Genomic DNA, 12,464 nt, shown 5'->3' with positions numbered 1-12,464 from the left:
AAATAAGAACCCACCCCTATACTATATCTTTAAGGAATGGGATTCTTAAATCTCTACATATCTGAAAATTCTTTAGCAATTCTTTCAAACGCTTCTTTGATCATTGGACGAGGTGACGGAATACAAATTCTTTGATAGTCGCTTCCCTCTTCACCAAACATTTTTCCATCTTCAAGAATGACATTCGCTTTATTATAGATGCGGTCATGTACCTCTTCTGGGGTTAAGCCATACCCGCTAAAGTCCATCCACATAATATAGGTTCCCTCTGGGATCCGCACTTTAACCTTCGGCATATTTTCCGCTAAGAATTGTACAACCCATTCCATCGTTCCATCAATATAGTCTTTCAACTGCTCGAGCCATTCTTCCCCATCATGGTAGACAGATATCAAGGCTGAAACGGTAAATGGTGATGGTAAATGGTTTCCCATCACACGGCTGAATGTGGTGCGATGCTTAGGATTAGAGATTATGACATTCGTACAATGAAGTCCGGCAAGGTTGAACGTTTTGTTGATCGCTGTAAAAGTGATAATATGGTCAGCATTCTCTGCTACCTTCGCGATTGGTATAAAGGTCTGGTTCTGACGAATTAAATCGCCGTGGATTTCGTCAGCTACAATCAGCACATTATGTTTCGCGCATATATCTGATAATTTGCGAAGTTCTTCCTTCGTAAAGATCCTTCCTGTTGGGTTATGAGGGTTACATAAAATGAACATTTTGGTGTTGTCATCTTTTGCTTTTTCTTCAAAATCCTCAAAATCAATGTGATAATATCCCTCTTCATCACATGTGAGCGCATTATTCAATAGCTCCCTGTCGTTAGCTTTAATGGCTGCAGTAAAAGGTGGATAAACTGGGCGTTGTATAATGATTCCTTCACCTGGATTGGTATAGGCTCTAACCGCAATGTTTAAGGCATGGACCGTACCGGGACTGTAGATAATCTCTTCCTTTTTGATATCCCAATCATGTCTCTTTTTAAACCAGTGTTGGATCGCTTCAAAATACTCAGCAGGAAAGATGGAGTAACCGAAAATTCGATGATCAACGGTCTTATGTAAGGCATCAATTAAGGGCTGTGGTACAGGTAAATCCATGTCTGCTGTAAACAATGGGATGGTCTCTTCATCATATCGGTCCGTAAGACCCATCTTCTTAATCATGTCACCGCCATCCCATTTGATGGAATAAGTGCCTCTCCGATTAACAGTTTCATCAAAATTGTATTTCATGCATATCACCCTTCGTCGTCGAATAGATGTGTGAACTTAAGTCATCATGTATTTCATATAATTTGTATCTTACTCAAATCGTAACCTACCGTAGCGAAATTTTCCATTTAAATCACTTACTTTTATATAAATCCTACCAGGATAATAACTATCCTGGCAGTACTAATGGTGACAGGCACTGTTATTCACTTTTCTACGTTAGAAATTGAGTTTGGAGATCATGTAGAGTTCGGCTTGTAATTTGTCTAGGATTTCCGTGTAGGGTGTGTGCATGAATAGTGGGAAGAGGTCTTCTAGTGCTTCTTCGTAGGCTTGGCCCATGAGTTCTCGTAAAAAAACATACCTTTCATATAGCATAGCCTTTTCAAAATCTATTCCTAATTCATATAATCCATTAAATAGATCTTCTTTGGGTATTTTCTTAATCTTTCTGAAAACTCTTTCATTTTTATCTATTAACTTTTCATTTAAGTAATGTGTTACATAATCAGTATAAATCATTTGTCCAATATCATCTGTTTCCTGTTTGGAATAATTAAATCCAATAACACGGTTGTCCTTACTTTCTTGAAGGATGAACGTTTTATTCCCTCTTAAATGGGAAATAAAGCTCTTCACGTTTTTATCAAAAATTTTATCAAATTGGATGATTTGCTGGAGCTTATAGGCAAATTCATTATGTTCTTCCCCTACTACAAATAATCGGTCAACGATCGGTAAAAGCCTTAAAACCCCTTCTGATAATTGACTGGAAGCATCATATATCGTAATATCATGAGCTTTCTTCATTTGTTTTACTTTTCGCTTTTGTTCGGAAACGGATAACTTGGAAAATTCATGGATGAGTTCATTCGAAGTATTTTCTCTTTCTAAGGAGCCATAAGAAATGAATGCTACGGATAAATTAGTGTTTGTTTTAAGCCAATGATAAATGGAAACAGACAACTCAGTTACCCCTGATTTTGCCTTTGGAGAATAAAAACCAACTAAATACATCTCTCTCACCTGCCTTTATAAATCATATTCGCTGGAAAAGAAATGGAATGGGACAAAGCTCTAGGTTTAAAAATATTGTCAAACAAAAGTGGACATGAGTACAAACCATGTCCACAAATAGAAAGATGATTATTATGCATCAAAACGCTATTCTGCTCACTTTTGACATAGAGTTAATTTTAGGATAACTTTTTAAACGAAAAATCTGCCAAACGTTCTACATTGTATACATCCAAAGCCGCTTGTAATGCTGCTCCTCTATGAACATTTACACCGTGACGAATCAACACTGCTTCTAATGCACCCAATACAGAAAGGATATTTTCTTTTCGACAGCTATAGCCCATCGTACCAATCCGCCAGATCTTTCCATGTAATGGACCAAAGGAAGAGGCAATTTCAATACTAAATTGTTCAAGCAGCATGTTCCGGACAGATTCTCCATCCACATCTTTTGGAATTTCTACACAGGTTACACACGGCAGTTTATGTTTAGGATCACCGAAAAGACTAAGACCCATCGCCTCGAGTCCGGCAATCAATGCTTTTTCATGCAGCTTATGGCGCTCAAATCGCTGTTCAAGCCCTTCTGCTAAAATAAGCCGTAAACCTTCATGCAAAGCATAAATCATCGATGTGGCCTCAGTATGATGATTGAGTCTTCTTGGCCCCCAATAATCTTGGAGCATACTTAAGTCAAAGTAATTGCTGGCAATTGCTTGTCTACTGCGGGAAAATTGCAAATCCTCCTCTGTGGCAATCCCACGCTCCACCTTTTTACGAGCTGATAAAATATTTTCAATTCGTTCATTATAAGTGATAGGTGCCATGCCAGAAGGAACCGATAAACATTTTTGTGTACCGCCGATCATCCCATCAATGTACCATTCATCGGTTTTGATCTGGACTCCACCAATGGAAGCAACCGCATCAACCACAAGTAAAATGTCTCCTTCTCGGCAAGCCTTACCGATTTCCTTAAGAGGCTGCATTCTTCCAGTGGATGTTTCTCCATGAACAATCGCAACAATTTTAGGCTTTACCTTATTCATTTCATCAATAACCATTTGCGGATCGAATACCTCTCCCCAGGGGCATTCCATCGAATGAACTTCGGCTCCATATCTTTCGCAAATTTCTACTAACAAATGCCCGAACCTTCCATAAATAGGAACAAACACTCGATCACCTGGTTCAATGATACTGCATAATATCGCTTCATTTCCTGAACGTGATGTCCCATCAATTGGAAAAGCCCAACGATTCTTTGTCTGAAAGACTTGGCGAAGCATTTCCATCACTTGGTTCATAATATTTGTAAATGCAGGATCAAATTGTCCTAAAATAGGCGTGCTCATGGCACGTAATACACGAGGGTCCACTTCAACTGGTCCCGGAGTCATAATGGTTCGAGAAGGTGCAAACAGCTCAGAAAAGACCATATCTTTCATCTCCCTTTAATAGGCTAATTTATATAAAAATTCGGTTAACAAATCAATCCCAGCTTCCAAATCTTTCAGACTTGTTAATTCACAAGGTGAATGACTTATCCCCTTTTGACTTGGAACAAATAATAAAGAAGTTGGGTAAATTTTCCCAAATACTTGGGCATCATGTCCGGCACCCGAGATCATTTCTTGATACAGCAACTTTCTTTCCTCTGCAATCTCTTTCGCCAATAAAGTCATTTGTTCATCCATCCTAACAGGCATGACGTCCATCCACTGTGAAATCGATACTTCCATATCCAATGCATTTGTAAAACGCTTAAATTCATTAAAAATTTCATTACAATATTGCTCAATAACCTTTTCTTCGTGGTGTCGAATATCTAAAGTAAATTCAACTTTGCCGGCAACTACATTTGGTACATTGGGTTTCACCGTTAACTTGCCAACGGTAGCCACAAGACGCGTGTCTACTTCCTCTGTTTTCTTTGTTAAAAAAGAAATCAGCTGGGAAGCTGTACTGACTGCGTCTTTTCTATACTGCATCGGTGTCGTGCCTGCATGGTTACTTTCTCCATAAACTTGAATAGAATAACGGCGTTGTCCCACAATATGGGTCACAAGGCCAATTTGCTTCTCATTTTTTTCTAAAACCATCCCCTGCTCAATATGAATTTCTACAAAACGTTCAATATCATGCCGAACTGGGGATACATACGTATCAGGGTCAAAACCGGCATTCTTCATCGCATCCAAAAATGAAACTCCTTCTCCATCAAGTACATTTTCCACTTGTACAAGATTATAATCACCAGTGATATTTCTTGACCCCCAAAAGGTTAAAGGAAATCGGCTCCCTTCCTCCTCACATAAGGAGACCACTTCAATCGTTTTCTTAGGATATCCATATTGATTAAATAATCTAGCCGCAGCTATTAAACTCGCTATAATGCCGTAGGCCCCATCATATTTACCACCGTCGACGACAGTATCAATATGCGAACCCGTCAGTATGGTTTTCAAATTGGGGTTTGTGCCTTGTAACCTTCCAAATAAATTTCCAACACGATCAAAATACGTATCAAGCTTCATTTGATCCATGATATTTTTTAATGCATACTGTGCTTCCTGCCAAGCAGGAGAATACAAAAGTCTCGTGACTCCGCCATTTTCTGTCTGCCCAAATGAAGCAAGCCATTCAATCATAGCTCCGACTTGACCTTTTTCCAACAACTGTTTATTCACTTGAATGGCCATTTACTTCGCTCCTTATAATGTCAGTTTTAATAACATAAATTGTTATAGTCATAGTTTACAATTATAACTAACCAACTTCATTAGCAGATAAGTAAAAATTTTCTTAATTTTTTATGCAAAATAACTAAAATCTGCTACAATAGACAAATATACATATAACGTATTGACGTAATATTTTCTAACGCACAGGAGTGTATCTAATGAAAATCTTTGAACTCTTAACTATTCCTCAACTTGCAGGAATGCGAATAATTGCCGGAAAGGCCGGAAAAGACCGGGAAGTGGAATCAGTCAATATGATGGATGCACCTGATATCATCCAGTTCTTAAATAAGAATGAGTTCCTTGTCACAACCGCCTACCACCTGAAGGATCATCCTCACATGTTAAGCGAACTAGTAACCGCAATGGCCGAACAAGGGTGCGCGGGATTGGGAATTAAAACCAAACGTTTTTTAAATGAAGTCCCGGCAGAAGTAATAAGCTTAGCTGATCAGTTGACCTTACCTATTATTGAACTTCCATTAGAATTATCATTAGGACAAATCGTAAACTTTACCTTCCAAACAATCTTGGATAAAAGAGCAGCTGAATTAAAACTGGTTCTTGAAACACACAAACAATTTACAAACATTATTATGCAAGGAAAAGGGATTCAATTATTGTTACAAGATCTATCTAAGATGATTAATCGGCCAGTCCAATTAATTGATCAGCATATGAAACCTATTTCTCAACCAATTACAGAACTGGATTTTCATTCACTTTTAGACGGGATATCAATTCCTCCAACAAAAATATCTCCCATTTCATTAACAACCATTGCCTCAAAACAAGATTTCACCCTTTTCCCTGTCCATATCAGTGAAAAGAAATATGGCTTTCTTATTATTATAGGAGAGATAAAAAAAACAGATCAATTTACCTTATTAACCATTGAACAAGCAGCGAATGTGATTTCCTTTTCTCTTATAAAGGAAAACGCACTCAGGCAGCACGACCGAAGTATTCGCAATGATTTTTTTCTTCACTTTTTAGACGGCACATTATCATCACAAGACGAAATTACTGGCCGTGCAGCAGAATTTTCATTACAAAACAACCAAATGTATATTTGCGCGGTCGGAAAAATAGACGGAGAACTTCATCACCCCACTTATACGCAACAACATGAAAAGGCAGATGATTTATATGATTTCATTGAAGGTGAATTATCGACCAAAAAGCACGGTATTCATTTTTTCAAAAAGGGCGAATCATGCATTTTGTTATTTGAAGTCCATGAAGATCGTATGAACCCTGGAACTTATGTAGAATCAAACCTGATCGAACTCCAAAACAGAGTATCAAGCTACTTCGGAAATACCATCTCTTTCGGAGTCAGCACCTTATGTCAGAATTTCTTACAAACCAAAAGTGCTTATAAAGAAGCAGTCGATGCCCTATCACAAGGAAAACTTTCAAAGAAAAAAGAGTACATACAAACCTATCACACGAAGGACATTATGGAACTAATGCGTCAAATACCACAAGAAGATTTACGAAATTTTTATGCCTTTGCACTAGAAGGTTTTAAAGAGACAAAAATAGAGGAAGAACAATCCTTGTTGGAGACTCTATTAGTCTATTTAGAAACACACTGCCAAATCTCCGAAACAGCTAAACGGTTATTCGTTCATCGTAATACGGTTGTTTACCGTATTGAAAAATGTGAAGAGATCCTCGGAAAAAGTTTAAAAGACCCCGAAACAACCTTACAAATCAGACTCGCTCTTCGGATCAAATCTTTAATAGAAAAATGACAAAGATACCAAAACTCAAGCAGCTCTCCTAACAAAGAATTGCTTGAGTTTTTTATTTTTGTTCACAATGAATAGATCAAATCAGAATTTTTAGTTATTTTAAACAATGACAGTATATGGTTAATTGATTATCATGTAACTATTACTAACACGTCGTGTTATATTTTATAACATCACCAAAACTTGATTAAGGGAGGATTTACTTATGAACGAAAGAATCGGAAAACCAAAAATTTTCTCACTAGGTCTACAGCATGTACTAGCAATGTATGCAGGGGCTATTCTTGTCCCTCTTATCGTGGGCGGCGCATTAAAATTCACGCCACACCAGCAAGCATTCCTAATAGCTATTGACTTGCTTACTTGCGGTATCGCCACATTACTGCAATCCATCAATAATAAATATATTGGAATCGGACTTCCGGTTGTATTAGGAACCTCCTTTGTCGCCGTATCCCCTATGATTACCATCGGAACCAATTATGGGATAACAGCTATCTACGGTTCAATTATTGCTGCAGGGATATTTATCATTCTATTTGCCAATGTTTATGGAAAACTCCTAAAACTTTTCCCGCCTGTGGTAACAGGCACAGTTGTAATCATTATCGGTTTGTCACTCATCCCAACGGGCATTAAGAACATGGGCGGGGGCGCATCAAGCCCTGAATTTGGTTCTGCAGAAAACTTAATTCTTTCCTTCGGTGTCCTTGCCTTTATTTTATTGATGAATCGTTTCTTTACAGGCTTCATGCGTGCCATTTCCGTTTTACTTGGAATTATCGCAGGAACCATTGCAGCTGCTTTGATGGGGAAAGTGAACCTTCAACCTGTAGCAGATGCTTCATGGTTCCGTATCCCAACTCCATTTTACTTCGGTGTACCAACATTTGAAATCGTTCCAATGTTAACGATGATCATTGTCGGTACCGTTATTCTTGTTGAATCAACCGGCGCTTTCCTCGCTTTAGGAAAAATAACTGGAAAAGAACTGTCTGAAAAAGACATCGTTCGCGGATATCGTACAGAAGGAATTGCCTTTACTCTTGGCGGTCTGTTTAATGCCTTTCCCTACAGTACCTTTGCACAAAACGTTGGCCTCGTTCAACTATCAGGCATCAAAAAAAGAAGTGTGACAATCGCTGCTGGTCTCATTTTAATCGGCTTAGGACTTATTCCTAAAATCGCCGCATTGGCTACGATTATTCCTACAGCGATTTTAGGCGGTGCAACCGTCATTATGTTTGGAATGGTCGTTTCTTCCGGCATAAGAATGCTTAGCCGGGTGGACTTCTCTGATAATAATAATCTCTTAATTATTGCCTGTTCTATTTCATTAGGCCTTGGTTCCACTGTCGTACCTGAATTGTTTAAAGTCCTTCCAGAAACACTTCGGATTCTTGTTGGGGATGGAATTATCACAGGAAGCCTTAGCGCCATTATTTTGAACATTGTACTAAGCAAAGGAACCAAGAATTCCTTAAAAGTTGTCTCAGATTCACCACTAGCATCCAACGTAAAAGGCTTGTAAGGAAAGGAAATAGGATCATGTACACGATTAAGAATATTAACGATACCACTCACGAACAATTTATGGAAATAGCTGGTGGAGTCTTTGAACATTCACCATGGATTACTGAAAAAGCTGCAGGTTTAAAACCCTTTACCTCTCTTTATCACTTGCATCAGGAATTGGTTAAGATTGTTGAAAACTCCTCTTACGAACAGAAATTGGCCCTGATTAAAGCACACCCGAACTTAGGCAATCGGGCTGCCATGACGGTTGATTCCATTCAGGAACAAAAAGGAGCGGGATTACAAAGTCTTACACCAGAAGAATACAACCAATTTATCTCCATGAATCAAGAATATATGAACAAATTTGGTTTTCCCTTTATTCTGGCAGTTCGAGGAAAAAACAAGGAGCAAATATACGTAGCGATGAAAGAACGAGTACATCATTCGAAAGAAATAGAATTTGAAACTGCCCTATCCGAGATTTATAAAATTGCCCTACTTCGTTTAGAAGAGAAAATTACTGTTTAATATTTGTCCTTAAAATACTAGAAAGAGTTGATATTTTATGAGTTTAGAAGCATTAAACGAACAAGTCAAAAAAGATCTTTCGTATCTTTCATTCGGCAAAACAAATTGGGTCCGTCCTCTTACTCACCCTGAAGGACATGTCTATGATGTGATCATCATTGGCGGCGGTCAAAGTGGTTTAGCTGCTGCATTCGGGCTTATGCGGGAACGAATGACAAACATCCTTGTTCTTGACGAAAATCCAGAAGGCTTTGAGGGTCCATGGGAAACCTACGCTCGCATGGTGACATTAAGAACACCAAAACATTTAACTTCTGTTGATCTAGGAATCCCCTCGCTCACCTTCCGTTCTTGGTGGGAAGCGCAATTTGGCGAAAAAAGCTGGGAAGCCATGGATAAGATACCACGAGGAGATTGGATGAACTACCTCCGCTGGTATCGGAAGGTTCTTAGTCTCCCTGTTAGAAACGAAGTGACACTAAAGCTAATTGAACCAATAGAAAAAGAAATCTACCGATTGCATGTAGAAGGTAAAGGCAGTCCTGTAAAAACGTTGTTGGCACGTAAAGTAATTTTAGCAACTGGTATTCAAGGCGGAGGTGAGTGGCATGTACCTGAGATGATTTCAAAAAAATTACCTGCTTATCTCTATGCACACACGTCAAAAGCTATTGATTTTCCAGCCTTAAAAGGTAAAAAGATTGCTATTTTAGGAGGAGGAGCATCAGCATTTGATAATGCCCATTTTGCTTTATCAGAAGGAGTAGCCGAAGCCCATGTCTTTGTCCGGCGCAAAGAAATGCAGCGAATTAATCCAATCCGTCAGATGGAGGGCTCCGGACTTATTGAACAATTCCAAATCTTATCGGATGAAGACAAGTATAAAGTGATGTCCCATTTCTTTAAGAATAATCAACCACCGACCAATGACACCTTTGGACGCGCATCCTCCTGGCCTGGTTTTAAGCTGCACCTAGGCTCTCCCTGGCTTAACGTGGAGGCAGCTGAAGAAGGCGCAGTTGTGACAACACCTCATGGAAGGTTTGCTTTTGATTTCTTAATTATTAGTACAGGTTTAGTTACGGATCCAGCTTTACGCCCTGAGCTTAAGTTAGTGGAAAAACACATTACCCGCTGGGGTGATCGGTACAACGCTCCAGATGAAATAGCCAATCCCATGATTGATGCACACCCATATCTAAGCACTGGATTTGCTCTTCAAAGCAGGGATGAAGAAGGTAAAAAACTTCTATACGGTCTGTTTGCCTTCAATTATTCCGCATTAATCAGCTGCGGCATTTTAGCCTCTGCTCTTTCCGGAATGAGATTTGGCATCCCAAAACTAGTATCAGCAATAGCTAATCAACTTTTTCTTGATAATCGTGACGAAATCCTAGATGATTATTTTAACTTTAAAGAGCAGGAATTTATCGCTGATTTAACGGCCATCGAGAGTTAGTCCCCTCTTCTCTCGGTGGTGCTTTTATTTTTACATAAAGGAGTGTTTGATAAATGTCTGGTTTAACTACACATATTCTCGATTTAACGCATGGTCTGCCCGCATCCAATGTGACTGTTGAGCTTTATTACATATTAAACGGTGAACGTCATTTATTAAAGACAGATATAACGAATGCAGATGGGCGCCTTGATGAACCCATTCTCTCAGCAAAGGAAATGAAAATTGGAACCTATGAACTTACCTTCCATATTGGCGCTTACTTTCGCAAAAAGAACCTTACGCTTTCCGACCCTCTATTTCTAGATCAAGTACCTCTTCGGTTTGGTATTTCTAACTTAGAAAGTCATTATCATGTCCCACTGCTTATATCCCCATACGGCTATCAAACTTATCGGGGAAGCTAAGAAAAGCGGCAGCTCCTTTATACAGGCACTGCCGCTTTTTTCTGCTTTCTTAACACAAAAAAAAACCGTCATTTTATCTTTGGCGGCTGGATAGAACAACGGTGTTATGAACTTAAAAAAGAGGCTAGAATCCCAGCGCAGCTCCATCTCCTCTTGGATCTGCTCCGCCAAATTTAATTTTGCTATCAGGGTCAATTTTAATAACCCCCGCATGACCCATTATATCAGTAAAGTCTTCAACTACTTCCACTTGATGACCTCTTTTTAAAAGCGATTCTATGACTTCTTTCGCTATTCTTCCCTCCATTTTAACTGAATTTGATTCTGCCCCCCAGGTCCGGCCATATAACCACCTAGGTGCTTCTATTGCTGCTTGAATCGGAAAGTGATAATCAAGAATCCTTGTCACAAGTGCCGCCTGGGTCTGCGGCTGGCCCTCTCCCCCCATTGTTCCATACACCAAAAAGGGCTGATCTCCCTTAAAAATCATTGCTGGATTTAACGTATGGTACGTTCGTTTTCTAGGCTGGAGACAATTTACATGGCTTTCATCAAGCGAAAAAAAGCTTCCGCGATTCTGCAACACAATGCCTGTATCCTTTGGAATAAAACCAGAACCATACTCATGATAGATACTCTGAATAAGGGAAACTGAATTGCCATACTGATCAGCCACTCCTAGCCAAACTGTATCTCCTTTTGGATCCAATTGTTTTTGAAGATTAATCGACTTGGAAAAGCCGATTTTACTTGCTAACTCGCCCCCCCTTTTTATGGATAAGAGCTCCTCCAAAGGAATAGTAGAAAAATCAGGATCCGTTAAATATTGGTCTCGATCCTCAAATGCTAGTTTAGTAGCCTCGATTAATAAATGATAATAATCATCAGAACCTTCTTCGATGGCCGGAACATCAAATTGGTTTAAAATATTTAAAATCGAAAGTGAGGCAAAACCCTGTGTATTCGGAGGTAAATTGTAAACACTGTAACCTCTATAATCAACTGAAAGAGGCTTAACCCAGTCGGAACAATGAGAAACAAAATCATCGTATGTTAATAAGCCGCCATTATTTTGGAGATCTTGCGCAATCACTTTTGCGAGGTCCCCTTGATAAAACAGCCGGCTGCCTTCTTTAGATAGTCCTTCTAAAGTTAAAGCTAAATCCTTCTGTTTTATTATTTCACCAGAATGATAGGAAATGCCAGATGATTTTGTAAAAATCTTGTTAAATTCCGAAAATCGTTGTAAATGTCTAAACTGATCGTTTGTTTCATCCAAATTTATATTGGTCCAATATTCTTGACTCGGTGTAACTGGGAAGCCTTCTTTAGCGTAATGAATCGCGGATTTCAACACGTCCTCCCACGAAAAGCATCCCTTCATTTTTGAAGCCGAATAATGATAGGCCTTTTCCCAGCCAGCTACCGCTCCCGGAACTGTGTTTGCTCCAAGCGGACCACGTGGAGGTATTTTCTCCAGCTTCTGCTTTTGATAAAATTCAATCGTTGCATGCTCACCAGAACGGCCGCTGCTATTTAAACCCATTAATTCTTTGTCACCAGCATTGTAAATTAACCAAAAATTATCGCCGCCGATTCCATTCATATGGGGATAGACCACCCCAATGGTTGAGGCAGCAGCAATTGCCGCCTCAACTGCATTTCCTCCCTCCTGCAAAACTTTCATACCAGCTTGGGAGGCCAAATAATGTGGAGTTGTAATCATCGCTTGTGGTGCCATTGTTGTTGGGCGAAAAGACCAATGAGCCTGGTTTTTCATGTGTATGCCTCCTTCCATATCCTATATC

At 39.3% G+C, this 12,464-nt stretch carries 10 protein-coding genes; 5 read left to right on the top strand and 5 right to left on the bottom strand.

Translation table 11 applies throughout. The features are described 5' to 3' along the window. Nucleotides 1-53 precede the first annotated feature (53 nt). The 4 genes from CVD27_RS03695 to allC all read right to left on the bottom strand — a co-directional run bounded on the left by CVD27_RS03695 (nucleotide 54) and on the right by allC (nucleotide 4,942). On the bottom strand, nucleotides 54-1,241 hold the full coding sequence (locus CVD27_RS03695) for a MalY/PatB family protein (protein ID WP_101646535.1): 1,188 nt from the start codon (nucleotides 1,239-1,241) through the stop codon (nucleotides 54-56). Between the two features lie 198 nt (nucleotides 1,242-1,439). After that, complete coding sequence (locus CVD27_RS03690) at nucleotides 1,440-2,237, bottom strand: hypothetical protein (protein WP_101646534.1); 798 nt, start codon at nucleotides 2,235-2,237, stop codon at nucleotides 1,440-1,442. A 179-nt stretch (nucleotides 2,238-2,416) separates the two neighbouring features. Next, on the bottom strand, nucleotides 2,417-3,679 hold the full coding sequence (locus tag CVD27_RS03685) for a pyridoxal-phosphate-dependent aminotransferase family protein (protein ID WP_101646533.1): 1,263 nt from the start codon (nucleotides 3,677-3,679) through the stop codon (nucleotides 2,417-2,419). Between the two features lie 15 nt (nucleotides 3,680-3,694). Continuing rightward, complete coding sequence (gene allC, locus CVD27_RS03680; protein ID WP_101646532.1) at nucleotides 3,695-4,942, bottom strand: allantoate deiminase; 1,248 nt, start codon at nucleotides 4,940-4,942, stop codon at nucleotides 3,695-3,697. 200 nt (nucleotides 4,943-5,142) lie between these two features. On the opposite strand from allC, the gene CVD27_RS03675 reads away from it, so the two are divergent. The 5 genes from CVD27_RS03675 to uraH all read left to right on the top strand — a co-directional run bounded on the left by CVD27_RS03675 (nucleotide 5,143) and on the right by uraH (nucleotide 10,656). Then, nucleotides 5,143-6,744 (top strand): PucR family transcriptional regulator, encoded by a 1,602-nt coding sequence (locus tag CVD27_RS03675; protein ID WP_101646531.1) that lies wholly within the window; start codon nucleotides 5,143-5,145, stop codon nucleotides 6,742-6,744. A 205-nt stretch (nucleotides 6,745-6,949) separates the two neighbouring features. Continuing rightward, complete coding sequence (locus CVD27_RS03670) at nucleotides 6,950-8,275, top strand: nucleobase:cation symporter-2 family protein (RefSeq protein ID WP_101646530.1); 1,326 nt, start codon at nucleotides 6,950-6,952, stop codon at nucleotides 8,273-8,275. 17 nt (nucleotides 8,276-8,292) lie between these two features. Then, a complete protein-coding gene (gene uraD, locus CVD27_RS03665) occupies nucleotides 8,293-8,790 on the top strand; it encodes a 2-oxo-4-hydroxy-4-carboxy-5-ureidoimidazoline decarboxylase (protein WP_101646529.1) in 498 nt (165 codons plus the stop codon). Between the two features lie 37 nt (nucleotides 8,791-8,827). Further along, nucleotides 8,828-10,249, top strand: a complete 1,422-nt coding sequence (locus tag CVD27_RS03660; protein ID WP_101646528.1) for an NAD(P)-binding domain-containing protein — start codon at nucleotides 8,828-8,830, stop codon at nucleotides 10,247-10,249. A 53-nt stretch (nucleotides 10,250-10,302) separates the two neighbouring features. Beyond that, nucleotides 10,303-10,656, top strand: coding sequence for a hydroxyisourate hydrolase (uraH, locus tag CVD27_RS03655; protein ID WP_101646527.1), 354 nt, complete (start codon nucleotides 10,303-10,305; stop codon nucleotides 10,654-10,656). A 124-nt stretch (nucleotides 10,657-10,780) separates the two neighbouring features. Here the strand turns inward: uraH and ggt are convergent, their stop codons facing one another. Then, a complete protein-coding gene (gene ggt, locus CVD27_RS03650) occupies nucleotides 10,781-12,436 on the bottom strand; it encodes a gamma-glutamyltransferase (protein ID WP_101646526.1) in 1,656 nt (551 codons plus the stop codon). Nucleotides 12,437-12,464: the final 28 nt, after the last annotated feature.

The organism is Neobacillus cucumis, from assembly GCF_002860255.1.
Lineage (GTDB): Bacteria > Bacillota > Bacilli > Bacillales > Cytobacillaceae > Neobacillus > Neobacillus cucumis_A.
The sequence above is the reverse complement of the archived record's forward strand: the minus strand, read 5'-3'. Positions and strand labels throughout refer to the sequence as shown.

Excerpts from the sequence above, each read along its gene's own strand:
- CVD27_RS03695 (WP_101646535.1), bottom strand. The coding sequence starts at position 1,241 with ATGAAATACAATTTTGATGAAACTGTTAATCGGAGAGGCACTTATTCC.
- CVD27_RS03690 (WP_101646534.1), bottom strand. The coding sequence starts at position 2,237 with ATGTATTTAGTTGGTTTTTATTCTCCAAAGGCAAAATCAGGGGTAACT.
- CVD27_RS03685 (WP_101646533.1), bottom strand. The coding sequence starts at position 3,679 with ATGGTCTTTTCTGAGCTGTTTGCACCTTCTCGAACCATTATGACTCCG.
- allC (WP_101646532.1), bottom strand. The coding sequence starts at position 4,942 with ATGGCCATTCAAGTGAATAAACAGTTGTTGGAAAAAGGTCAAGTCGGA.
- CVD27_RS03675 (WP_101646531.1), top strand. The coding sequence starts at position 5,143 with ATGAAAATCTTTGAACTCTTAACTATTCCTCAACTTGCAGGAATGCGA.
- CVD27_RS03670 (WP_101646530.1), top strand. The coding sequence starts at position 6,950 with ATGAACGAAAGAATCGGAAAACCAAAAATTTTCTCACTAGGTCTACAG.
- uraD (WP_101646529.1), top strand. The coding sequence starts at position 8,293 with ATGTACACGATTAAGAATATTAACGATACCACTCACGAACAATTTATG.
- CVD27_RS03660 (WP_101646528.1), top strand. The coding sequence starts at position 8,828 with ATGAGTTTAGAAGCATTAAACGAACAAGTCAAAAAAGATCTTTCGTAT.
- uraH (WP_101646527.1), top strand. The coding sequence starts at position 10,303 with ATGTCTGGTTTAACTACACATATTCTCGATTTAACGCATGGTCTGCCC.
- ggt (WP_101646526.1), bottom strand. The coding sequence starts at position 12,436 with ATGAAAAACCAGGCTCATTGGTCTTTTCGCCCAACAACAATGGCACCA.